Genomic DNA, 24,142 nt, shown 5'->3' on the forward strand with positions numbered 1-24,142 from the left:
GAAACCTGGGTTTCGACAAGCGCTACCCTCCAAGAGGATCACTGAATGGCATTTACCACCCTGATATTGGATGCCCCCGGCCCGCCGTTGCTGTTTGAGGAAGTTGATCGCGTTCTTGAACTGGGCCTGGCCGTCACCCTCAACCTGTACTATTTCGCGGACAAGGACCGCATCCGGCAGCACTACACCACGCGCATTCAATATGCCGAGATCAACTGCCATGACGAGCCTGCCTTCATTGCCGCTGTAACGCGGGCCGGGGGGTACAGCGTGTTCAAGACGCGCCTGAACATCCCCTTCGGCGCCGGCCTGATCCGCGCCGCCACCTCTCCCGAGTTGACCACGCCACTGCGTGCCATCGCTCAGGCCGGCACGGGAGTCAATCATATTGATCGGCATGAGTGCGAGCAGCATGGCGTGGCGATACTCAACACGCCGGGCTCCAACGCGGCCGCCGTTGCCGAATACGTCGTGGCCCAGTCGCTGTTTCTGTCTCGCGACCTGGATTACTACAACGTCGAAACGCACCTGGGTCATTGGGCAAAAGGCACCTTGGCACCGACCCCCGAATACGCCGAACTGACGCTTGGGCTGGTGGGCACTGGCAGCATTGCCCGACAGGTGGCGCGCAAGGCCGCGGCACTGGGCATCAAGGTGATTGCCACCGGGTCAGAGCGTTTTACCGAAGCAGTGGCGCGCAGTCTTGAGCTTGAACGACGGGCAAGCCTTGGGCAGCTACTGGCCGAGGCGGACATCGTTTCGATTCACGTACCGCTCACAACGCTGACCCGAGGCTTGTTCGGCACTGACGAGTTCCGGCAGATGCGCCAAGGTTCAATCCTCATCAATACCGCTCGCGGCGGAATCGTCGACGAGCATCAGTTGGCAGCCTTCATGAGCCGATTTCCCACACACATTAAAGCGGTTGCCATCGATACCTTTGCCCTGGAAAAAGACCGCTTCGACTCGCCATTGGCCCATATACCCAACGCGCAACTGACGCCGCACATTGCCGGCAATACCACCACCGCAATCAGGACGGCATCACGCCAGATCATCGATAAGATCCACGCATTCAGTGCCGCCGCACCCGCGGGTTAACCTACAGGACACAAGGAAGACCACCTCATGCAAACCTCTATTTTTACCCGCCTTAACGCCCTGAGCTGCACCGACCTCAGCGATGCGATGGACCGTCTGAATATCGTTTGCCAGTGCACCAACATCATGCCCCTGGACCGCACGTTTAAGCTTACGGGTAAAGCCTGGACCCTGCGCTACGGCCCTATTGGTCGGGACGGCGGCTCGGTCGGTGATTACATCGACGACCTTGAAGCCGGCCAAGTGGTGGTGATCGACAACCAGGCCCGGCAGGACACCACCGTGTGGGGTGATTTGCTGACTTCCACCGCCGCCCGCAAACACTTGGCCGGTACGGTGATTGATGGTATCTGCCGCGACGTTGATCGTGCGTTGGAGCTCAACTATCCGATTTTCTCCCGAGGAAACTGGATGCGCACCGGTAAGGATCGGGTGCGTGTCGAAGCGATCCAGGCGCCCGTGACGCTGGGCGGCGTTCGGGTACAACCCGATGATTGGTTGCGCGGCGATGGTGATGGTCTGGTGGTAATTCCAGCCGGTTCACTGAGCGAAGTGCTGGCGGTGGCCGAGGAAATCCACCATGCCGAAGAACATATCCGTGCCGCTATCGAGGCGGGCGTGCCTTTACGCCAAGCCCGCGCCGATTACGGTTACCACGCTTTGCAGACGCCGCGCCGCTGACTGGCCAACGACTGAAGCCGCAACAGGTGCGGCTTCAGTTGATGCTGGCGGGGGCGTCACCACCCTTCACTTGCCGAGTTTTTTACGCACGTCGTCGACCATTGGGCCAACAGCGTCCACTGCGTCTTTGAGCTGCTGTTCAGTTACGCCGAACTCCTTTGTCCAATGCAGATTCCCCGCGTGTCGCCAGTTTGCGCATGACCACGTAAAACACCGGCGTTAGAAACAGGCCGAACAACGTGACCCCAAGCATGCCGGCAAACACCGTCACCCCGGTCGCCAAGCGCACTTCACTGCCCGCACCCTGTCCGAGCAGCAGCGGTACTGAGCCGGCGATGAAGGCAATTGACGTCATGATGATCGGGCGCAACCGTAGGCGGCAGGCTTCCAGTGCCGCCTGTACGATCGTTCTGCCTTGCATCTCAAGTTCCCGGGCGAACTCGACGATCAGGATTGCGTTCTTGCAAGCCAGGCCCATGAGTACCACCAAGCCGACTTGGACGAACACGTTGTTGTCGCCATTGGTCAGCCAAACCCCGAGCAATGCCGAACACATGCAGACTGGTACGATAAGGATCACTGCCAAGGGTAATGTCCAGCTCTCATACAGAGAGGCGAGCACCAGAAACACCAGCATTACGGCCAGCGGAAATACGATAAACGCGGCGTTGTTCTGGCTGACTTGCTGGTAGCTCAAGTCCGTCCACTCCAGCTCAATACCGCGTGGCAGCACGCGTTTGGCAATCTCGGTGAGTTTGGTGATGACCTGCGCGGATGAAAACACCCTGGGGTCGGCGTCGCCGATCACGTCGGCCGCCGGGACACCGTTGTAACGGATGACCGGATCAGGACCAAAAGTGTGCTCCACGGTGACCATAGAGCCGATCGGCACCATTTCTCCACGATCATTACGCGTGCGCAATTTTCCTATGTCTTCAGCTGTTTGGCGGTGTGAGGAATCGGCCTGCGCCATGACGCGATAAACGCGACCAAACTGGTTGAAGTCATTGACGTAGACCGAGCCCAGATAGGTTTGCAGCGTATCGAACAGGTCAGTCAGAGACACGCCCTGCGCTTTGGCTTTGACCCGATCAACCTTGACTTCCAACTGCGGAATGTTGGCCTGATACGAACTCACCGGCCAGGTCATGCCGGGGGTTTTAGCAATTTCTGCAAGGAAGGCGTTCAGCGCATTTTGCAGCGCGCCAAAGCCCAGGCCGGCACGGTCTTTCAGGTAAAGCGAGTAGCCAGAACCGTTGCCCAATCCTTGGATCGGCGGGGGCATCAGTGCGTAGGCGGTGCCATCTTTGATGCCGGCGAATTTTGCGTTGAGTTCATGGTTGATGTCCGCGGCGCTACGAGTGCGTTGGTCGAACGGCTTGAGGATGATGTACAACGCCGTGAGGTTGGGAGTGTTAACGTTTTGCAGTGCGTTCAACCCGGCATATGCCGGAACGATGTCGACACCCTCGACGCCCTGGGCGATGTCAATCATTTGCCGGGTTACCGCATCTGTACGCGAGAGCGATGCACCTTCTTGTAGCTTGGCGCCGCCGAATAGATAGAGTTTGTCTTGAGTGGGAATGAACCCCCCCGGCACCTGTTGAAACAACATCACCGTGCCGCCCAAAAGCATCGCGTACACCATGAACACTGCGCCCCGACGGTTCAGTGCACGCGACACGGCACTGGTGTAGCGTTCCGAACTACGCAGGAAAAAACGGTTGAACGGGCGAAATAGCCAGCCCAGTGTATGGTCGATCAACCGCGCCAATGGGTCTTTAGGCCCGTCGTGAGGCCGCAGCAACTTGGCCGCCAGAGCAGGGCTGAGCGTCAACGAGTTGATGGCAGAAATCACCGTCGAAATGGCGATGGTCACGGCGAACTGTTTATAGAATTCGCCGGTAACACCACTGAGGAACGCCATCGGTACGAACACCGCGCACAACACCAGTGAGATCGCAATGATCGGGCCGCTGACTTCGCGCATCGCCTTGTGCGCGGCTTCTCGTGGGTTTAACCCTTCTTGCATGTTGCGCTCGACGTTTTCCACCACCACGATTGCATCGTCCACGACGATGCCGATGGCCAGCACCAGCCCGAACAAGGTTAAGGTGTTGATCGAGTAGCCGAACAGATACAAGAACGCAAATGTCCCCACCACTGAGACGGGCACTGCGATCAACGGAATGATTGAGGCCCGCCAGTTTTGCAGAAACACGATCACTACCAGGACCACCAGCATGACCGCCTCGAACAGCGTGTGCTGCACTGAGCTGATGGACTCGCGGACAAACACGGTCGGGTCCCATACCGCCTTGTAGGCGATATCCTTTGGAAAGTCCTCGGCCAATCGGTCCAGCGTCTTGTAGACCTGATCGGCCACACCCAGCGCATTGGCGCCGGGTGAAAGGAATATCCCGACGGTGCTGGCGTTCTGCTGGTTTTGCAGAGCGCGCATGGTGTAATCACTGGCGCCCATTTCTATGCGCGCCACGTCGCCAAGCCGCACGATTTGTCCGCTGGAGCCTTGTTTCAGCACGATATCGGCGAACTCTTGCTCGCTGCGCAGGCGCCCCCTCACGTTGATAGAGATCAGCATGTCGGTGGCTTTGGGGTTGGGCTCCGCGCCCAGCTGTCCGGATGATACCTGCACATTTTGTTCGCGTACGGCGTTCAAGGCATCGGTTGCGGTCAGCCCGCGAGACGCCAGTTTGTCCGGGTCGAGCCACAGGCGCATGGCGTAATCCCCTGAGCCGTAAACCCCAACGTCACCAATGCCGCGAATACGTGATAGCTCATCCTTGATATGCAGGGTTAGGTAGTTGCGCAAGTACAGCGATTCGTAAGAGTTGCCCGGCGAATATAGGCTGACGTACATCAAGGGCGTGGGCGACTGTTTCTGGGTAGTCACGCCAAACTGCCGGACCTGTTCAGGCAAGCGTGAAAGTGCCTGGCTCACGCGGTTTTGTACGCGCACGGCGGCGGTGTCAGGGTCGACATCTGGCAGGAATGTCACGACGACTTGAAGGCTGCCGTCGGAACCGGCGACCGATTTCAGGTACATGATCCCCTCAACGCCATTGATGGCCTCCTCCAGCGGCGTGGCCACGGATTCTGCGATTTCCTTGGGGTTGGCGCCGGGATAGGTTGCACGCACTACCACGCTGGGAGGCACAACCTCCGGGTATTCACTGACGGGCAGCAACGGCATCGCAATCGCGCCCAGCGCGAAGATAATGATCGAGAGCACGATGGCGAAGATCGGGCGATCAATGAAAAACTTGGAAAAATCCATGCTTGCGCCCTCAGTTCCTGGTCGTTTTCATGGTGACTTCGGAGGGTTTCACCGGCATGCCTGGGAAATAAATGCGCTGCAAGCCTGCGACGATGAGTTTGTCGCCTGGCATCAGGCCCGATTCGACGATGCGCAGGCCGTCGTTCATCCGCCCCAACTGGATGTCCTTGCGCTCGGCGATATCGCCGGCGCCCACGATATACACGTACTTGCGGTCCTGATCGGTAAGCACCGCTTTATCGTCGATGAGAATCGCGCTGGTTTCGAGGCGGCTAGACAGCTGCACGCGGGCAAACAGCCCAGGGGTGAATACACGGTTTTTGTTTGAAAGGGTTGCACGCAGTCGAATCGTGCCTGTGGCGGGATCAACCTGGTTATCAAGAAAATCGACATCGCCCACGTGAGGGAAGCCGGATTCATTCGACAAGCCAACCCGCACGCTGAGTTTGCTCGCGTGGTCTTGGGCTTTGCGTGCTTGTTCGCTGTAGCGCAGGTAACTATGTTCGTCCGGGTCGAAGTAGACGTAAACAGGGTCTTGCGACACGACCGAGGTCAACAACGTTTGATCAGCCACCGCCAGGTTGCCCAGCGTCAACGATGCGCGGCTCGCCCGACCGTCTATCGGCGAGCGCACTTCAGTGAACTCCAGATCAAGCCGGGCGAGGGCTACGGCGGCGGCGGTGTCACGAACATCGGCCTGGCTTTGAGTGAAATTGGCATGCCGCGTGTCGGCTTCTTCTTTGGATATCGCATTACTCTTGACCAGTACCTGAGCCCTGTGGTTTTGGGCTTCGTTCATCGCCAACGAGGCTTTGGCGCGCTCAAGTCTGGCGAGGGCGCTGCTCAAGGTTGCCTGGTATTTACGTGGATCAATCACCACCAGCAGGTCGCCTTTGTGCACGCCATCACCCTCCTTGAAAGCGATCCGTTGTACGTAACCCGTCACTCGTGGGCGTATCTCCACCGAGTCGACAGCGTTTACACGGCCATTGAACTCATCCCACTGGCGTATGGGCGTGCGCACAATGGTGGCCACATCGACCTCAGGCGCCGTGCTCGCAGACTCCAGTTTCTGCTTTTTACAACCGACCAATGTCGTTGCCAGCAACAGGCTGCCGAGGAACATCAACAGAGCGGCCCTACGACGGGTTAACCGCGATAAATGCAAAGGTGTGATTAAACGATGAATCGAAATATTCATTGAGCGACGGTCCTTTGTATACCGAACACCCACGACCAACAGTTCCAGCTGGGGAGGCGCGATAGTGGGAAGAGTGAGCACAGTTGCCAGGAGGTGAACTTTATTACACGAATGAACAGTACCGTTTGCGACGGTATTTGTGCGGTAGTGTGCCGAGGTGTTGAGGAAGAGTAACCGTCCGATATGGTTTAAAACGGATAGTCCATTGCGGCTGTTTTGGGCTACAGGAAATAGTCGGAATTGGTCGTGGGTTATTTGTGGGTTGTCAGATAACTTGGCATGACGTGGCGAATAGATCGACCACTGTCAGTGGTGTGTGCAGCAGTCTTTTTTCATGGCTGAGCAACACGCCGGGAGTTTGAAATTCTATGAATAAGTCCAAGCTAAGTGTCGCAACCATGGCAGTGTTTGCGGTGGCCGGCCTGCTAAGTATCATCCTGTTCGCCAATGGCGTAATCATGTTGATCAATCCTGCGCTTTGGTACACCGAAGTGCCGGGAGTCGCCAGGACGGGAGCGTTCAATCAGCACTTCATCCGTGATATAGCGATTCTGTACCTGATCATCGGTAGCGCACTGTTGGGCGGCGTATTGCGCCGGGAATACAGCGTGATGCTGTGGGGCGCGTCGGGATTATGGCTGAGCTGTCATGCCATTTTTCATGTGTGGGAAGTGGCCGTTGGAATCTGTGGTCCGGAGTTACTGATCAACGATTTTCCAGCCGTAAGCTTACCGGCCCTGATAAGCGTCGGGCTGACCTTATGGGCATGGCGCAATTCTCCCAGTCATCGTCATTAAGGGTATTCATGAAAAACACTCCAGAGGTCGCTGAAGTTCCGATTTCGGTTATTCAATGGTTGGACGAATCTTATCGCCAGTGGGCCGGTGAAGGGCTTCCGTGCCCGATGGCGCATAAAGGGTCGCGCGAAGAGTGGATACATACTCACGCGCCCTACAGCCTGGTTTCCCATAACGACGACGCAGACCCGCATTTCATTTATGCCAATGAATGCGCCCTGGCATGCTTCAAATACAGTCGAGAAGAGTTTTACGCCATGCCTTCACGGTTCAGCGCTTCAAGCCTCGACAGGGTCGAGCGTCAGGCGCTGCTTGAGGTCGTAACGACCAAGGGGATTGCCTCCGGTTACACGGGGTTTCGCGTTGACCGCAATGGCGGCTCGTTTACGATTCACGATGGCATCGTCTGGGAAGTGCTTGACGAGAACGGGGTGCGAAAAGGGCAGGCCGCCTTGTTCTGGCCAAGCGCGGCCCCCGTCGGCAGGCTCGAATTGCGGGGTGTCAGGTAATCTGCTGAAGAATATCCCGCACCCGGGTCAGGGCAATATCGATATCCAGTGTTTCAATGGCACCGAAACCCATGAACAGGCCCTGCCTGGGTTTCTGTGTGTCAAAAAAACCGTTGATGGAGTAGAGGCCGACCTCGGCTTTTCTTGCCAGCTCAATCAGCAGCTCGATGTTGATTGGGACTTTGCACAACAAGGTCATATGAAAGCCGGCGTCACTGGGGATGGCTTCGAACCAGGGCGAAAGATCATCGTTAACTCTCTCCAGAATACGCTCACGCCGGTTAGCATAAATGCTGTGGCAACGGCGGATATGCTTGAGCAAACAGCCCTCGGCAATGAATTTGGCCAAAGTCCACTGAGGCAATGTCGAGGTGTGCAGATCGGTCAGTTGTTTGGCGCGGATCACTGCTTCCAGAATTGTCGGCGGCAGGATCATGTAGCCCAAGCGCAGTTGCGGCAACAGCGTTTTCGAGAAGGTCCCGACATACGCGACGATGCCGTGGGTGTCCAGGCTGTGCAGTGAGTCGGTGGGTCGACCTTCATACCTAAACTCGCTGTCGTAGTCGTCCTCGATGACGATCGCGCCCAGGCCCTTTGCTTTGTCCAGCAGCGCCTGGCGCCGAGCCAGGCTCATCGGCATGCCGAGGGGGAACTGATGGGAGGGCGTCACGTAGATCAGGCGAGTACCCTCCGGTATCAGGTCAACCCGCATTCCCTCCGAGTCCACTGGGATCCCCACGACGTTGGCGCCGTGAGACCGGAACAGCAGACGCGCGGGCGGATACCCAGGATCCTCCATGGCAATGGATGCACCGTCGCGCGCTAGCACGCGCGATATCAAGTCCAGTGCCTGTTGTGCGCCGTTGCACACTACCACTTCATGGTCCTGGCAAATGACGCCACGGGAAAAGGCGATATGCCGTGCAATAGCGTTGCGTAGGGCGGGCAGACCTTCCGGCGATCCATACAGTCCCTTGGACTGGGAAAGCTGGCGCAGCGCGTTTGATGAACAGCGACGCCATTCTTCCTGGGGAAACAGACCTTGGCTGGTCGCGCCGCCAATGAACTCGTACCGCAAGGTACCGTCTAGGTCTGGATGCCTCAAAAACGTCGGCATGGCCTCCCAACGTTCGAGACTGTGGACGCTGGCCAAATCAAGTTGGGTTGGTCTGGCAGCCGATTTTGTGGGGCGTGCATTGACGTAAGTGCCTTTACCCACTTTTCCCGTGAGCAAGTTCTCGTACGTGAGTTGCGCGTAGCTGTCCGAAATGGTTTTGCGAGAAATGCCCAGCTGTTGAGCCAGCAAGCGACTTGGCGGCAGCTGTGTGCCAGGAGGCAGTTGACCGGATTCGATCGCGTTGTACAACTGGTTGTAGAGCTGCCCCGCCAGGTTCTTATGGCCATCGATGACAATATGAAATTCCATGAGGCGTGGCTCCAGAGTACGTTTGGTTGTTGAAACATTGAGAGGGATAAGCCTAGCGCACCGAGGATCGTCGTTGAGTGGCGCGCTGTTAATTGATCAAATTGGTCTAATCCAATCAGCGTTGCTTTATTGCGCTCAGTGCTTGCGGTGGCCTTCCTGAAATAGCGCTTATTGGAGGTAGTTGCGGCGTCCGTCGCTGGGTAGTCTGGCATGACAAAAATATTGAATCGGCCGCCTGGAAACTAACCATGAGTATACGTCTGGACTATTACGCTACGTCACCTAAGGCCATGAGAGCGATGATGGCGATGGAGGCATCGACCTATGACCTGAGCATCGAACCGGCCCTGATCAACCTGGTCAAGGTTCGCGCTTCTCAACTCAATGGCTGTGCCTTTTGCACGGACATGCACTCCACTGAAGCACGACGGCAGGGTGAAACCGAGCGACGCTTGTATGCGGTGGTCGTTTGGCGCGAGAGCGTATTTTTCACCCCTCGTGAACAGGCTGCGCTGGCCTGGGCGGAAGCCGTCACGTTACTGTCCCAAAGTCATGTACCAGATGATGTGTGGGAACAGTTGAAGAATGAGTTCAATGACGCCGAGATGGTCGACCTGACGATGGCGATCATTACCATTAACAGCTGGAATCGGCTAGCCGTCAGCTTCCGCCAGAAGCCCAGCCTTTGATGACAGTTCAGTTCCGAAATACCTGGTTAAGGGGCGAGGAGTGCGGTCATCGGGATTAAGACGGCTGTAGTTTCGCTATGAACAGAAGTTTCACTTCGTAGTCGCCGATTTCTTTTCTTTGCCACGGCGTGCAGGTGTTTTCGATTCGGGGAACAGGTGCTGGTTCAGGAAGTCGATAAACACTCGTAGCTTGGGGGCAGCATGCCTGCTCGATGGCCACATGATCTGGAACACACCTTCCTGTGAACAGTCCTCCAGCACCGGGATCAGTTTCCCGCGTTCAAGCCACTCCTTGATGGCGAAATCGGGCAAGTACGCGATACCGATGCCCTGCACGGCGAAACAGATGCGCGCCTCCAGGTTGTTGCAGACCATCGAGGTCGGCAAGCTCTGGTCGTTGTCTGCATCGCTCAGATTCACTGGCCAACGCTGCAGTTTTCCGGTGTTCGGGAAGCGAAACTGGATGCACGAATGTTGCGCCAGTTCTTTGGGGTGCTGCGGAAAACCGCGTGCTGCGAAATAATCCGGCGAGCCGACCAGAATCATCCGATAGCTGCCGAGCCGGCGCGATGTCAGGCGCGAGTCTGGTGCATCACCGCTGCGAACAACAGCGTCGTAACCTTCTTCGACCACATCGACCCGGCGATCCGAAAACGTCAGATCCAGGTCGACCTCGGGATAGGCTTTTTTAAACTGCGCCATCACCGGCAGAAACGGCTCGCCAACCAATGGCAGGCTGACTTTGAGCCGCCCGCGGGGCGCTACGACTGTTTGTGTCAACTCGGCTTCGGCCGCTTCTATCTCCGCCAGAATGCGCCGACACCGCTCAAGGAACAGCGCGCCTTCGGCAGTCAATGTGATGCTGCGCGTACTGCGATGAAACAGACGTACACCCAGGCGCTCTTCAATTCGAACAATACTTTTGCCGACCGCAGACGCCGAGACGCCAAGCAAACGGCCGGCGGCGACGAAGCTGCGCATGTCGGCAACGTGCACGAAGACAGTCAATGTATTGAGGCTGTCCATAGGGCTCCAAAGTGAGCGAAAAATAGAACAGCCACCATATCCGATTTTTTGCGACACGGTGTGCGATTGCGGAACCTGGCCTCCGCACATAACGGAACTCCTGCCTACTTAATCCACCCCATGGCTTTTCATATCCTATCGGCACGTTGTCTTACCGAGGAATCACCATGTCCGCCATGATCAACCGTTGGGAAATCCCCTCTCTGGGCCTGAAAAAACTGACGCTCGCGTCGGTGCCGCGTCCTGCACCCAAAGCCGGCGAGGTATTGGTAAAGGTGCAGGCCGTGTCATTGAATTACCGGGATGGTGAAGTTGCGGAAAACGGTATGGGCGTGCCCTTGGCGTTTCCCTTCACGCCCGCGTCGGATATGGCGGGCACGGTAGTCGCGGTGGGTGAGGGCGTCACCCGGTTTGCCGTAGGCGACGAGGTCATTTCTATCTGCATTACCGGATGGGTCGACGGTGCTCCGCTTTCCTGGGCCGATGCGCCCACCCAGGGTGGTCCGATACCCGGCATGCTGGCTGAGTACGTGGCAACACCTGCCGAGTGGTGCGTGCGCGCGCCAAAATCGTTGACGCCAGTGCAGGCCAGCACCCTGCCGATTGCCGCGCTAACCGCCTGGATGGCGCTTATCGAATTGGGGCATGTGCACGCCGGCCAGACGGTGGTGGTTCAAGGCACCGGAGGTGTCTCATTGTTTGCGGTGCAATTGGCGGCCGCCTGCGGCGCAACAGTGATTATTACCAGCAGCTGCGATGAAAAAATCGAACGCGCTATCAAGCTCGGCGCCACTCACGGGATCAATCGCAGCCGCGTGCCGGAATGGCAAGCGGCCGTGCTTGAGCTGACGGGGGGCAGCGGTGCTGATCATGTCCTGGAGATGGCCGGCGGCGATAATGTACGACGTTCACTTGAAGCGGTGGTGAACGGTGGCCGCATATCCGTGATAGGGCTGCTTGAATCCGATACGTTCACTGCGCCTGTCCTCGCCTTACTGGGCAGCCGGGCTTCGATAACCGGTATTTCGGTCGGCCCTCGCCGGGCACTTGAGGACCTGGTTCGCATGATTGATCAGCACTTGATCAAGCCGGTCATCGATTACACCTATTCCTTCGCCGAAGTCCCGCAAGCCTTCGCTCATCTCAAGCGTGGCTCGTTCGGCAAAGTAGTGATCGAGGTTAACCGCTCATGACCCCTAATGGCTTATCCGGGGCATACAACGCGGGTGCGTTGCCTGACGACCTTGCAACCCATCGAGGCTTTGGCCGGGTTTTCCAGCCCGGCAAGCTCACGCTGGGGCTCATCGCACCTCTGGAGGGCTACCCTGACAGCCCTTCGCCTACACTCGCCAATCACGTGGAAATGGTGCGCAAGGCGGACGGAATCGGGATTGCTGCACTCTGGCTGCGCGACGTGCCCTTCTATGATCCCAGCTTTGGTGATGTGGGCCAGATTATTGATCCGATGGTGTATGCGGGATTTCTGGCTGCGCATACCCGCCAAATCGCAATTGGCAGTGCCGGGGTTGTCCTGCCATTGCGCGACCCATTGATCGTTGCGAAGCAGTCGACCAGTGTCGATCAGTTAGTCGGTGGGCGTTTTCTGCTAGGCCTTTCAGGTGGAGACAGACCGGAAGAATTCCCGGCGTTTGGTGTGGCCTTCGAGAACCGTGCAGAACGTTACCGGGATGCCTACGCAATGATCCGAGCGGCGGTCGACAATGAATTTCCACACTGGCGCAGCGAGTTTTATGGCGAGTTGAGCGGCACACTGGATCTGATCCCGAAGCCGGTCGGCCAACGCCTGCCAGCGGTCGCTATTGGCCGCTCGGGCCAGGCGATTGACTGGATTGCGGCCAATATGGATGCGTGGATCTGGCACGGTATGGATGCCCGGCGCATGACCGATATCGTGCCCACCTGGCGACAAGCAACGACCGGTATGCCATTCAAACCCTATGGTTATGCCACCTGGTTTGATTTGGCCGAGGACCCGGACGCGCCTATCCAACCTGGCCGGGTATTGCGTGGAGGTCGCCACGCGCTGATAGCGTTATGGGGCGAACAGGAACACGCCGGGGTGAGCCACGTGGTGCTCAATATGAAACAGACGCGGCGGCCTGTTACCGAGATTCTGGATGAGCTTGCCGAATACATCCTGCCGCAATTCCCGTCACACACGGTGGGAGCGCCGTCATGAGTGCATCGACCCTGTCGGCTAAATCCATGCCCTACATCATTCTGGGTTTGTTTGGGCTTTATACGCTGGAGTTCGGCGTCGTCGGTATCTTGCCGATGATTGTTGCTCGGTTTGAAGTCAGCGTTTCGCATGCGGGTTTTTTGATGGGCTTGTTTGCCCTGATCGTGGCAGTGCTGGGGCCGTTTCTGGTGCTGTTTTCTTCTCGATTCGACCGTAAAAAAGTGCTGATCGTGGCGCTGTTCGGGTTTTCCTTCTGCAGTGTGCTGTCAGCGTTCGCGCCCAATTTCACCACGTTGATGGTACTGCGTGTCGTCCCGGCAATGCTTCATCCGGTATTCTTTGCGGCGGCATTTTCCACCGCAGTTTCGCTTTATCCGAAAGCGCGGGCAGGGCATGCGACGGCTCTGGCTGTCGTGGGGACGACACTTGGCCTGGTCATCGGCGTTCCATTGACAACTTGGGTGGGCGCGAGCATTTCCTATGAAGCCTCGTTCTTCTTTTGTGCCATCGTCACCGCACTGGCCGGCTTGGGTTTGCTGTTCAAGTTGCCGCATCACGTACGTGCCGACCGCATGAGCTTCGGCAGGCAGCTCTCGGTGTTGCGCAGCCCGGCGATGTGGCTGGCGATCGGCGCAACCATTCTGGTGTTCGCCGCGATGTTTTCGGTTTACAGCTACGCCGCCGAATATCTCAAGACTCAAAACGGTATGGACGGGCAGACCATCAGCGTAATGCTGGTCATATTCGGGATTGGCGGGGTGGCAGCGAACCTGATGGTGGGGCGCTTGCTCGGCGGGCATCTGTTGGTAACCGCCATTGTCTATCCCATCGTACTGGCTGCGTCCTACTTGATTTTGCTGGCCTCAGGCAGCGCGTCCTTGGCCTCGATGACGGTGATTGTGCTGCTCTGGGGCGCGGCTCACACGAGCGGACTGGTGATCACTCAAATGTGGTTGACGTCTGCGGCGCCTGACGCCCATGAGTTTGCAACCAGTCTGTATGTTTCATCTGCGAATGCCGGCGTAGTGTTTGGCTCGTCGGCCGGAGGGTTGTTCATCAAGGCGCTCGGCATGGGGGGGGCCATCTGGTGCGGTTTGTTGTTTGCGGGTTTATCGTTGGCGCTGATCGCCTTGAAGGCGCTGTTTTACGCGAGCCCGGTCGAACACTTGAGTCGGACATACAGCCACAGCAAATAGAACCCGATAACACACAAGCAGCATAGGCTCAGTTAATGAGTCAGCGTGCACGTAGAGTTAGAGACTACACGTAGCCAGTCGAGCCGGTGTATTGGACTGTCTGTAATAGTGATAATTGGAAATTCATTTTTGCGGGTGAGATGCACTAAGGTGCGTCACGAACGGGGCAAATAGATTAGTGCCCTGACGTTAAAAAGGCGACGCGTGATGCTATGGAGTAGAGAACGCATTCTGGTGACGGGTGCAAGCGGTGTGCTTGGCACTGCCGTAGTTGATCACCTTGTTTCACGCAAAGTGAATGTCATCGGGTGTGGGCGGCAATCAAAACCAATGGGGTACAGAAGCCACTGGCTCAAGGTCGATTTACTTACCGGTGAGGGGCTGGATGCTGCATTGAGTGAAACCACCTGCGTCATTCATTGCGCTTCAAACCCGTCGAAACCACGCGAAGACGTCGGCGCTCTGGAAAATTTGATAAAGGTGGCGCGGGAAAAGGGGCGCCATATCGTCTACATCAGCATCGCCGGTATTGAACAAGCCGCTGACGACTATGAATACTATCGCGTCAAGCTGGAGTGCGAGCAGCGCCTTGCCCGGGCGGGCGTCGGTTATACGATCACACGCGCTACGCCCTTCCATCCCTTCGTGAGTCACCTGCTCAAACGGTTGACGCTGGGGCCGTTTTTGATGGTACCGAAAATGACGTTGCAGCCAGTTGATCCGTCATTTATCGCTCAGCGGCTGGTGACGCATGCGCTGAACCGCCACCATGGGCGAACACCCGATGTGGCGGGGCCGGAAATAATTGACCAGAACACGCTCACCGCTGATTGGATGAAATCACGTCATACGGCAAAAGTGCGCATATCAGCACCTCGCTTGCGTTCAATCAGGGCTATCGAGAGATTGGGGAGTGTCGCCGGTGAGAAGGGCGGCACCTCTTGGCGTGAATGGTTAAGCGACCTCTAACACGCTTCAAACAAGTCGCCTGTAAGCCAATGGCGTGCAGAAAAACAACACGATTGGAGCTGGGACTTCAGTGGGTTCTTAGGTAGCGTAATTGCTTACCCGCGATGATTATCCCATGAGCCTTTCCGGTGGCTGATGACCTTCAAGCATTTTAAGTTGCGGCCATAGTGAATACCCATCAAGTGAATTCAACTCCATGTACGCCTATCACCGATTTTTCGTACCCCTCGCACTTTTAAGTACGCTGTTAATTTCGTGCACGGCGTCTGCTGTGTCTCCCGCGGTTGTTGTAGACGCGGCAGGTAATACGACCCGCGAAACCATTGATCCGTATCAACAACGTTTTGGCCGTTTACAGCCGGTTATCGCGGTGGTGGGTGACAACAGCGGAACCGAACTCACCGATTTTGTCATTCCTTATGGCGTGCTTTCCGCATCCGGCGTGGCGACGGTGGTGAGTGTGTCGACCGAGGCAGGGACACTGCAGATGCTTCCTGCGCTGAAGCTACAGGCGCAGCACACCCTCCAGCAGTTCGATGAACTGTTTCCTCAAGGTGCGGACTACGTTGTTGTGCCAGCCATACGCGATAAGAACAATGCCAGATTGATCACGTGGCTGACGGCGCAATCCGGCAAGGGCGGCAGCCTGGTCAGTATCTGTAATGGGGCCATCACCCTGGCCGCTACCGGTTTGATGAAGGGGCATCGTGCCACGGCGCATTGGGCCAGCGAGAAAACTCGGGCGGCAGACTTTCCAGACGTGTTGTGGCAAAAAAACATACGGTACGTGGCGGATGGAAAAATCATTTCCAGCGCAGGCATCAGTGCGTCCTTACCGGTCTCGATCGCCTTAGTCCAGGCGATTGCTGGGGAAGAAAAAGCCAATGCCCTGGCTAACCAGCTGGGCCTGACTGACTGGAGTTCCAAGCACAGCAGCGATGCATTCCAGCAGGCCAGCGACGATCCGTCCCTGGCGTGGCGAGTACAACAGAAAGCGCCCACGCATATGAACATTCCACTCAGCGTAGGCATGGATGAAGTCGCCTTGGCGCTGAGGGCTGAAGCTTACTCACACAGCGGGGCAGTACAGGTTGTTTCTGTCTCCGGCAACACGAAGCCAGTCAAAACCCGCCACAACTTGTTGGTCGTGCCTGATAAGCAAGTTGTGATTCTCGGCGCGAATGTTGAGCCGGCATCTCTGCCCTCGGCGCAAGCGCTGGACACGGCCCTGGATACCATTTCCAGAGAATACGGACCAGCAGCGGCAGCGCAGGCTGCTCGTGTCATGGAGTACCCGGCGAGGTCAAAAAACGCGCGCTCAGGTTTGGAGGGGTCTTGAATGTCGATAGGTAAAAACTTTGCCGGGGGATGTTTTTATGAAGGTTGCCGGCAGTGAGAGTTTTAGCAAGGCGGCCCGTGAGTTCACCCAGCGGTCTTTTCCCTACACGCAGCTGTTCAACGATGTGGAACTGGCGGATGCCTTTAAACCCGCAGCGCTGGAACCAGGGCGTAGTGCGCTGAGTTAATACCTTTTTAATCGGCCGTCTGATTGTGGCGATAGTCGTCCAGGCCCGCTATTCAATTTCTTAAATTCAACGGAAACTCATTATGTTAACGGCGACCCCGGCTGCCCGGAATTCGATTGAAACCCAACCAGCCAGCGTGGTGTTCGAATGGTTATGGCTGCTGCCTTTTGCCGCGGCGCTTTATTACCCCTGGGCGCTTTTATGGAGTAACCAGGCGCACGTTGCAGGGGCTGGCTCCCTAGTTACTGTGGGGTGGATGCTTACGGCTTACGCGGTGCCGCTGACCGCGTTTGTTTGCGTCTACGTTACCGGTGCACAACCGCTGATCAGTGGTCGCCTGGTGTTGGCCAGACGCTTGGCTTGCCTGGCAGTTGCGGTACCTCCCGCTTTTACCTTATTAGGTGTCTTGCTGTACCTGATGAAGATCTATGGCCACGATATCGCCGTCTGGTCCGGGCTTTGGTTAGCGCTCACCGGATACTTCACGATGCATTCCTCCACGCGTCCGATCATCAACTTCCCAACCTCTAACAATGCTTATCGGCGCCTCCGTGTTGCACATGGCATCTCCTCGTTAGCGATCATGCTGGTGTTTCTGGCCCCGCATTTGTTCAACCATTTATTGGGCGTGTTCGGTGCCGATGTGCATCGCACGGTAATGGACGTACTGAGGGTGGTTTACCGTAACGCGATACTGGAGCCCATCATCATCCTTGCGTTTTTCTTTCAACTCTTGAGTGGGTTGGTGCTGATAAGGCCCAAAACCATCAGCCGCGCCGATTTGCTGGATGCGTTGCAGACAGCTTCGGGTGCGTACCTGACCTTGTTTATTGCGTCACATATCAACTCGGTGTTCACGTTGGCGCGTTATTTTGGCACGGAGACAGACTACAGGTGGGCTGTTGGAGACCCGGTTGGCTTGGTAGCCGATGCGTGGAGTATCCGTTTGCTGCCGCATTATTCCCTCGCCGTATTTTTCTTGATTGCCCACCTTGCGTGCGGGATGCGGGTGGTGATGCGTAACCATCATGTTCGGCCCGCCGTGTACGGTGCATCGACATGGACTGCGATCATCATTGGCGGTCTGGTGACGGCTGTTATTACGGCGGGCATGTTGGGCGCCCGCGTATAGTCATTTTACCGTTCGCAACGGCGCCGCGTTGTCGGCGCCCACCATGTTGACCAACCGTTCAAAGTGCCAGAGCCGAGAGGTCACATCACCGGAGTCGTCTGGTATATCGGCTTGAGCCCGGATTTTGCCTTGTTAGCGGCTCCAGTCTTCAATGGACGCCGCCATCCTGGGCAAGGCTTTTGACAGAGCACGCAGACCCGTAGGCCAGGTCTGCGTCGGCGTGATCAGCGCAGGGTGTAACCGCCATCGACCACCCAGTCCTGGCCGAACACACTGCGTGCGCCCTGACTCAATTGGAACAGGATCACATCCGCCACAGCACCCGGATCAAGGAATTGACCATCCAGCAACCGTTGGTTTACGGTCTTGGCGACGCCTCCCAGTGCTTCATCGGTGAGCCCCAGCGTGCTCCAGATGGGCGTTGCGGTCGGGCCGGGGGAAACCATGTTCAAGCGAATCCCATGAGGTGCCAATTCCACCGCCAAGGTACGTACCTGGGCACGCAAGGCTGCCTTTGAAGCTATGTATGCGGCCAGCCCTGGAAAGGTAACTTGCTCCAGAAAGGTGCCGATAAATACCACCGACGACTGGGCGGCCAACTGTCCGCGCAGGCCGTGCAACGTGTTAAGCGCAGCAGCTCCATTGACCGCCCATTGTCGGTCGAACGCGTGAATGTCTAGGCCGTCAGCCAACTCGGCGATCCCGGCATTCGGCACTAAAAAATCCACCGGGCCGATGGAAGCGGCCAACTGTGCCAGGCGCGCCTGATCCTTAGCCTCGGTCACATCCCCAGGCAGCCAGAATAATTGCTCGCCAAAGCGCTCGGCCAACGTACCCAGCTCGCCCACCCGGCGAGACATGGCTACCACCTGTGAACCACGTTCGAGCAAGCATTGGGTCACTGCCAAGCCGATTCCCGTACTGGCCCCAGTGACTACGGCAAGGCGATGGTTGAATTCATTGCTCATAATGATCTCTCTATGGTTTCGAAGACGTATCGCCTATAGATCAAAACTTATGCCAAGTATAAACCCCTTAAAAATCAGATAGATGGGTTGTATGTGGTCGATATGACAAGGCGCAGCTATTAGTCAAAATGACCTGATGTAGTCGTTATGACCTGAATGCCTTGGCTTTGGTTTTTTAGGGTTGTCAGTATCACGACAGTTATTGGCGGCATCGCGATGACGAGCAGCGGCCAATCCTTGGTTAATGGTGGCTTGTTTTTTCTTGAGCCTGTACTGCCCATGTCATCCATCACAACCGAAACACACTGCCAAACCATCAGCATCCTCGGCGCCACGGGTTCGGTGGGACTCAACGTGCTGGACGTAATCGTCCGTCATCCCACCCGCTATAAGGTTTTCGCCTTGAGCGGCTACAACCAGTTGCAGCGCCTAAAGGAGCTGTGCCTGCTGCATGAACCGGACTATGCGGTAGTGCCGACGCCGCAGGGCGTCAAAACCCTGCAACGTGACCTGGCGCTTTCGGGATCGCACACCCAAGTGATCGGCGGCGAAAGTGGCCTTAAATTTATCGCCAGCCATCGTGAGGTCGACACGGTAGTGGCGGCGATTGTCGGCGCCGCCGGGTTGAACGCAACGATGGCTGCCGTAGAGGCGGGAAAGAAAATCCTGCTCGCCAACAAGGAGGCACTGGTGATGTCCGGCGCCTTGTTCATGCAGGCGGTACACCGCAGCGGCGCAGTGCTGCTGCCCATTGACAGCGAACACAATGCGATTTTCCAGTGCCTGCCATCCCATTCACCTGGCAGCTTGGCCAGTGCAGGTGTGCGGAGGATTTTGCTGACGGGGTCGGGTGGGCCATTTCGGCAAACGCCGTTGAACCAATTGCACGATGTGACGCCGGAGCAGGCGTGCGCGCACCCTAAATGGTCCATGGGGCGCAAGATTTCGGTGGACTCCGCGACGTTGATGAATAAGGGCCTGGAATTGATCGAGGCCTGTTGGCTATTCAACGCCAGGCCGTCGCAGGTCGAGGTGGTGATTCACCCGCAGAGCGTGGTGCATTCTCTGGTGGATTACATCGATGGTTCCGTACTCGCGCAACTGGGCAACCCGGATATGCGCACTCCAATCAGCCATGCACTTGCCTGGCCGCTGCGCATTGATTCAGGCGTGGCGCCGTTAAATCTGTTTGAGGTGGCGCGTCTGGATTTCGAAGTGCCGGACGAAATACGTTTTCCGTGCCTTAGCCTGGCCCGCCAGGTAGCGCAGATGGGGGGTACGGCGCCGGCGTTGTTGAATGCCGCCAATGAGATGGCGGTACAAGCCTTTCTGGAAAGACGCATCGGCTTTACGCAGATCGCCGAGTGCATCGAGCATGTATTGGACAAAGAGTCGGTGGGGCAGGTGAAGGATCTGTACGGTGTACTGGAAGCCGATGCCTGCGCGCGCGAGCGCGCTTTGCACTGGCTCAAGCGGCGCACGTAAGGCGGATCAGGTTATGCCAACCTGAGTACCGCTTTGTGGTCGGCGAGCACTTCCGGCAAGGAACTGCGCAGATATTCCACCCAGGTTTTGATTTTGGCATCGAGGTAATGCCGCGAGGGGTAGATGGCGTAGAGACTCAGTTCCTCCAGGCGGTACTCGGGCAGCACGCGCACTAGGCTGCCGCTGCGCAGCCCTTTGATCGCCGCATGCACCGGCAGGATGCCAACGCCCATGTCGTTGCTGATGGCCGCCTTCATGGCGTCGACGGAGTCCACCAGGAACGGTGAGTGGGTGATGGTGACGCTCTCTTTGCCGTTGGGGCCATCGAACGTCCACTCCTCCAGGGGAATCACCGGGCTGACCAGGCGCAGGCAGGCGTGGTCGAGTAACTCTCTTGGGAGCTTGGCGGTGCCGTGGTTTTTCACGTAGGTGGGCGAGGCGCAAACAATGCTGTAGGTAGTCCCGAGTTTCTGCGAGACATGGCTGGAGTCGGGCAGGTCGATGGCCAACACGATCGATACGTCGAACCCTTCGTGGACCAAGTCGGGGGTGCGGTTGCTCATGCTCAGGTTGAAGGTCACATCCGGGTAATGCTGACGGTAACGGGCGATTGCATCCACCACGTAGTGCTGGCCGATCCCGGTCATCGAATGAACCTTGAGCTGGCCGATCGGGCGGGTATGGGCGTCGCCGGCCTCCACTTCGGCTTCTTCGATCGAGTGCAGGATCTGCTCGCAGCGCACCAGGTAGCGTTGGCCTGATTCGGTGAGAGCTATACGTCGTGTGGTGCGATTGAACAACCGTGTACGCAGGTGAGTTTCCAGGTTGGAAATAGAGCGCGATACGTGGGTGGTGTTGGTGCTCAACCGTACTGCCGCGCCGGTAAAACTGCCTGCTTCAGCCACGCAACGAAAGATGCGCATGTTCTGCAAAATGTCCATCAGGGTCTACCAGGAGATAACGTCCTAGTCAGTGTGACATGAAGTTACCGACGCCTGTAAACGCTATTTATTGTCGAGCTTTACGTAACAGTTATTCACGGTTTTGGTGACTTTGCGCCAAGGTCACAACTGCCTAGAGTCGCCCGCCTTGTGTACCAGTCAGCTTGCCGGGAGTCCTGTTCCATGCCACCACCCATTGTATTTTCACGCTGGCTGTTCGGGCTGCCTTGGCGACGGGGCTTCATGGAATGGGCGCGTACCGATGGGGTGATGTGGATCTACCTGTTCAAGGTTCTGATCGCTTCCTATCTCACGTTGTGGTTGGCGATGCGCTTGGAACTGCCACAACCCAGTACCGCCATCACCACGGTATTTATCGTGATGCAGCCGTACAGCGGGCATGTCCTGGCCAAAAGCGTCTACCGGGTTATCGGCACCCTGGTAGGGTCATCGTTCATGGTGCTGTTGATGGCACTGTTCGCGCAGAATACCGAGCTATTTGTGGCCGGGCTTACCCTGTGGGTGGGCCTGTGTTCGACCGGCGCGGCCCGCAATCGGCACTTTCGCGCCTATGGGTTTGTATTGGCTGGGTACACGGCGGTGATGGTCGGCTTGCCAGTGGTGGGGCATCCCGAGCAGGTATTTATGGCCGGGGTATGGCGGGTGCTGGAGATCACGTTGGGGGTGCTTTGCGCAACGATGGTCAGTGCCACGCTGCTGCCCAATACTGCCGGTGCTGCCATGCGCAACACCCTGTATCAACGCTTTGGCCGCTTTGCCGGGTTTGTGGTGGGTGGGCTGCGCGAGACCCGCGACCAGGCCGCCTTCGAGGCCACCAACTTGCGCTTCATCGCCGAAGCGGTGGGCTTGGAAGGGCTACGCAGCGTCAGTCTGTTTGAAGACCCTTCTATGCGTCGGCGCAGGGGGCGCCTTGACCGCCTCAACGTGGAGTTCATGGCCATCACCACGCGCTTCAATGCCCTACATCAACTATTGGGTCGTATGCAGATACGTGGCGCTACCGACGTAATTGAGACGTTGCGCCCCGCATTGACCTGCTTGGTCGATGTGCTTGAGCCGTTCGACGGGCAAGTCCTCACTGACCTTGATGCGGCGTATCTTGCGGCCAGCCTGGAAGGATACAAGCACGGGATGCCGAGCCAGATCCGGCATCTGCGGGCCGGACTGCTGCTGGCGCAGCCGGATACCGACGACCTTCTGGACTTTCACACAGCCTGCGAACTGCTCTATCGCTTTGTCGAGGAACTGCATAGCTACGCCCAGACCCATGCCTCGTTAACCGATCACAACCACGCGCGCGAGCGTTGGGCTGAGCCGTTTCAACCTCAGACCAATTGGCTCGCCGCGCTGGCGGCCGGCCTGCGTGCAGCGACGGTACTGCTGGTACTGTGCAGCCTGTGGATCGCTACCAGTTGGCCCAGTGGCGCAGCGATGACCTTGGTGTCGGCGCTCACGGTGGGCTTGTCGGCGTTTTCCCCTAATCCTCGGCGCATGTCGTTTCAGATTGCCTGCGGTACGGTTATGGCGGCGGCAATCGGCGTGTTCGAGGTGTTTTTTGTCTACCCACAAATCGATGGATTTCCTTTGCTGTGCATGGTGATTGCACCGGTGATCATGCTCGGTTCCTTTTGGCTGGCGAGGCCGCAATGGGCTGGCTACGGCCTGGGCATGTTGGTGTTTTTCGGCACCAGTTCCATCCCGGCCAATTTTACGGTCTACAACCCGTATGGTTTGATCAATGACTACCTCGCCATGGTCTTTGGCATGCTGGTCTGCGCGGCGGCGGGCGCGATTATCCTGCCGCCCAACAGCCCCTGGTTATGGCGCCGCCTGGAGCAGGATTTGCGCCGGCGTGTGGTGTTTGCTATTAGCGCGCCATTACCTGCGCTGGGCTCGGGTTTCGAAAGCGGTACACGTGATTTGCTCAACCAGGCCCATGGGTTGTCGGTCGGCCAGCCGCAAGTGCAACAGCGACTGCTGCGTTGGACATTTGTGGTCCTGGAGGTGGGGCATGCAATCGTCGAATTGCGCCGCGAACAGTCGCAGTTACCGGCCCTGGCATGCTACGCCGAGGCGATGCCCTGGCGTCAGGCGGTGCGCGCCATGGGGCGGGCGTTGATTCGCCTATTCGTCAGGCCGGGGCCCAAACAGTGGCAGCGTGCGTTGGCGGCGGTTGAAAAGGCGGTGCATACCGTGCAACGCACAGAGGAGCCTTTTGACGCTCACTTTGAAACGTCTGCCTTGCGCCGTGTTGAAAGCTATCTGCACTTCATCCGCACCTCGTTGCTGGACCCTCATTCGCCGTTGGCCGAATACAATTTGGCGGGTTTGCACCACTGATTGGCGTGAGCCCGCGAGTGCCGATGAAAATCGATCGCCATACTCACGGCTTTAGGAGGCAACCTATGTTCAGCCCGCTCAGCGATCACACTCGGCTTGCCCCAATCATCCAGAAGCGCATTGCCATCCGCGACCATCTGGAAGCGCAGTATCTGCTGGAAGTGGAGACCGCACGCCTTGCTGCGCGGCGTCGCACCCTTGAGGATATTCACCGGCTGTGGCGCACGCTTGCCGTGCGAGGCGAATACACGGAGGGTGATGCACTGGATGATTTCATCGATCGCGACCAGGCACTGCATAGCGCCGTGGCTATGGCTTCGCACAACCTGGTGCTGCAGACGATATACCGCTCTTTCAGCGCCTCGTTTCACAGCCACTACCTGGCGATTTTCGCCGATCACGAACTCTACGAGCCGGGCCTTGAGGCCCATGCGCAGGTGGTGCAGGCGATCATATATGGTGATGAAGAAGCGGCGGTGTGTGCGGTGCGCGCGATGTTCGACCCCATGATGGAGAAGCTCGGCTGGTTGTCGCAGCGTGACCATCGATTGCAGCAAGAGCCCTCGTCCTAGAGCGGCTGCCACGCTTGGTTTGTTACAGAGGCTGAAAAAGTGATTGGCAGTTTTAGTGGCTGTT

Annotated in this window: 22 protein-coding genes; 15 read left to right on the forward strand and 7 right to left on the reverse strand. The window is 57.4% G+C overall.

Features of this window, described 5'->3' with window-relative positions:
• Window positions 1-45: 45 nt before the first annotated feature.
• Window positions 46-1,101: a D-isomer specific 2-hydroxyacid dehydrogenase family protein gene (locus QF045_RS15580; protein ID WP_306492984.1), complete on the forward strand. Its 1,056-nt coding sequence runs from the start codon at window positions 46-48 to the stop codon at window positions 1,099-1,101.
• A gap of 27 nt (window positions 1,102-1,128) precedes the next feature.
• Window positions 1,129-1,782 carry an RraA family protein gene (locus tag QF045_RS15585; RefSeq protein ID WP_306492985.1) on the forward strand — a complete coding sequence of 218 codons (654 nt, stop codon included), beginning with the start codon at window positions 1,129-1,131 and terminating at the stop codon, window positions 1,780-1,782.
• 66 nt (window positions 1,783-1,848) lie between these two features.
• Here QF045_RS15585 and QF045_RS15590 read toward each other — a convergent pair whose 3' ends face one another.
• The 3 genes from QF045_RS15590 to QF045_RS15600 are packed head-to-tail and all read right to left on the reverse strand — an operon-like array spanning window position 1,849 to window position 6,206.
• Window positions 1,849-1,953, reverse strand: coding sequence for a DUF3606 domain-containing protein (locus QF045_RS15590; RefSeq protein WP_306494905.1), 105 nt, complete (start codon window positions 1,951-1,953; stop codon window positions 1,849-1,851).
• Window positions 1,922-5,080 carry an efflux RND transporter permease subunit gene (locus QF045_RS15595; protein ID WP_306492986.1) on the reverse strand — a complete coding sequence of 1,053 codons (3,159 nt, stop codon included), beginning with the start codon at window positions 5,078-5,080 and terminating at the stop codon, window positions 1,922-1,924. Before QF045_RS15595 ends, QF045_RS15590 begins: the two co-directional genes overlap by 32 nt.
• 10 nt (window positions 5,081-5,090) lie before the next feature.
• A complete protein-coding gene (locus tag QF045_RS15600; protein ID WP_373424483.1) occupies window positions 5,091-6,206 on the reverse strand; it encodes an efflux RND transporter periplasmic adaptor subunit in 1,116 nt (371 codons plus the stop codon).
• 443 nt (window positions 6,207-6,649) lie between these two features.
• On the opposite strand from QF045_RS15600, the gene QF045_RS15605 reads away from it, so the two are divergent.
• Window positions 6,650-7,078: a hypothetical protein gene (locus QF045_RS15605; protein ID WP_306492988.1), complete on the forward strand. Its 429-nt coding sequence runs from the start codon at window positions 6,650-6,652 to the stop codon at window positions 7,076-7,078.
• Window positions 7,079-7,086: 8 nt separating this feature from the next.
• Window positions 7,087-7,587: an MEKHLA domain-containing protein gene (locus tag QF045_RS15610; RefSeq protein WP_306492989.1), complete on the forward strand. Its 501-nt coding sequence runs from the start codon at window positions 7,087-7,089 to the stop codon at window positions 7,585-7,587.
• Here the strand turns inward: QF045_RS15610 and QF045_RS15615 are convergent.
• On the reverse strand, window positions 7,580-9,013 hold the full coding sequence (locus tag QF045_RS15615) for a PLP-dependent aminotransferase family protein (RefSeq protein WP_306492990.1): 1,434 nt from the start codon (window positions 9,011-9,013) through the stop codon (window positions 7,580-7,582). The genes QF045_RS15610 and QF045_RS15615 overlap by 8 nt on opposite strands.
• A 248-nt stretch (window positions 9,014-9,261) precedes the next feature.
• Between QF045_RS15615 and QF045_RS15620 the strand changes: the two genes are divergently transcribed.
• On the forward strand, window positions 9,262-9,702 hold the full coding sequence (locus QF045_RS15620) for a carboxymuconolactone decarboxylase family protein (protein ID WP_306492991.1): 441 nt from the start codon (window positions 9,262-9,264) through the stop codon (window positions 9,700-9,702).
• Between the two features lie 90 nt (window positions 9,703-9,792).
• Here the strand turns inward: QF045_RS15620 and QF045_RS15625 are convergent, their stop codons facing one another.
• Window positions 9,793-10,728, reverse strand: coding sequence for a LysR family transcriptional regulator (locus QF045_RS15625; protein ID WP_306492992.1), 936 nt, complete (start codon window positions 10,726-10,728; stop codon window positions 9,793-9,795).
• Between the two features lie 167 nt (window positions 10,729-10,895).
• Here QF045_RS15625 and QF045_RS15630 point away from each other — a divergent pair, with 167 nt between their 5' ends.
• From QF045_RS15630 to QF045_RS15660, 7 genes are all read left to right on the forward strand, one after another.
• Window positions 10,896-11,921, forward strand: coding sequence for an NAD(P)-dependent alcohol dehydrogenase (locus tag QF045_RS15630; RefSeq protein ID WP_306492993.1), 1,026 nt, complete (start codon window positions 10,896-10,898; stop codon window positions 11,919-11,921).
• Window positions 11,918-12,928: an LLM class oxidoreductase gene (locus QF045_RS15635; protein ID WP_306492994.1), complete on the forward strand. Its 1,011-nt coding sequence runs from the start codon at window positions 11,918-11,920 to the stop codon at window positions 12,926-12,928. The genes QF045_RS15630 and QF045_RS15635 overlap by 4 nt, the downstream gene beginning before the upstream one ends.
• Window positions 12,925-14,124: an MFS transporter gene (locus tag QF045_RS15640; protein WP_306492995.1), complete on the forward strand. Its 1,200-nt coding sequence runs from the start codon at window positions 12,925-12,927 to the stop codon at window positions 14,122-14,124. Before QF045_RS15635 ends, QF045_RS15640 begins: the two co-directional genes overlap by 4 nt.
• Before the next feature lie 207 nt (window positions 14,125-14,331).
• Window positions 14,332-15,093 carry an SDR family oxidoreductase gene (locus tag QF045_RS15645; protein WP_306492996.1) on the forward strand — a complete coding sequence of 254 codons (762 nt, stop codon included), beginning with the start codon at window positions 14,332-14,334 and terminating at the stop codon, window positions 15,091-15,093.
• Window positions 15,094-15,289: 196 nt separating this feature from the next.
• Window positions 15,290-16,432 (forward strand): DJ-1/PfpI family protein, encoded by a 1,143-nt coding sequence (locus tag QF045_RS15650; RefSeq protein ID WP_306492997.1) that lies wholly within the window; start codon window positions 15,290-15,292, stop codon window positions 16,430-16,432.
• A gap of 37 nt (window positions 16,433-16,469) precedes the next feature.
• Window positions 16,470-16,619, forward strand: coding sequence for a hypothetical protein (locus QF045_RS15655; protein ID WP_306492998.1), 150 nt, complete (start codon window positions 16,470-16,472; stop codon window positions 16,617-16,619).
• Between the two features lie 82 nt (window positions 16,620-16,701).
• Complete coding sequence (locus tag QF045_RS15660) at window positions 16,702-17,751, forward strand: hypothetical protein (RefSeq protein ID WP_306492999.1); 1,050 nt, start codon at window positions 16,702-16,704, stop codon at window positions 17,749-17,751.
• 224 nt (window positions 17,752-17,975) lie between these two features.
• Here the strand turns inward: QF045_RS15660 and QF045_RS15665 are convergent, their stop codons facing one another.
• Window positions 17,976-18,719, reverse strand: coding sequence for an SDR family NAD(P)-dependent oxidoreductase (locus QF045_RS15665; RefSeq protein ID WP_306493000.1), 744 nt, complete (start codon window positions 18,717-18,719; stop codon window positions 17,976-17,978).
• Window positions 18,720-18,998: 279 nt separating this feature from the next.
• Here QF045_RS15665 and ispC point away from each other — a divergent pair, with 279 nt between their 5' ends.
• Window positions 18,999-20,204 (forward strand): 1-deoxy-D-xylulose-5-phosphate reductoisomerase, encoded by a 1,206-nt coding sequence (ispC, locus tag QF045_RS15670; protein ID WP_306493001.1) that lies wholly within the window; start codon window positions 18,999-19,001, stop codon window positions 20,202-20,204.
• A gap of 11 nt (window positions 20,205-20,215) precedes the next feature.
• On the opposite strand, the gene QF045_RS15675 is transcribed toward ispC, so the two are convergent.
• Complete coding sequence (locus QF045_RS15675; RefSeq protein WP_306493002.1) at window positions 20,216-21,145, reverse strand: LysR family transcriptional regulator; 930 nt, start codon at window positions 21,143-21,145, stop codon at window positions 20,216-20,218.
• 183 nt (window positions 21,146-21,328) lie between these two features.
• Between QF045_RS15675 and QF045_RS15680 the strand changes: the two genes are divergently transcribed.
• On the forward strand, window positions 21,329-23,506 hold the full coding sequence (locus QF045_RS15680) for an FUSC family protein (protein WP_306493003.1): 2,178 nt from the start codon (window positions 21,329-21,331) through the stop codon (window positions 23,504-23,506).
• Window positions 23,507-23,571: 65 nt separating this feature from the next.
• Window positions 23,572-24,078, forward strand: coding sequence for a FadR/GntR family transcriptional regulator (locus tag QF045_RS15685; protein ID WP_306493004.1), 507 nt, complete (start codon window positions 23,572-23,574; stop codon window positions 24,076-24,078).
• The last annotated feature ends 64 nt before the right edge of the window (window positions 24,079-24,142 follow it).

Origin of the sequence: Pseudomonas sp. W4I3 (assembly GCF_030816195.1) — a bacterium.
Lineage (GTDB): Bacteria > Pseudomonadota > Gammaproteobacteria > Pseudomonadales > Pseudomonadaceae > Aquipseudomonas.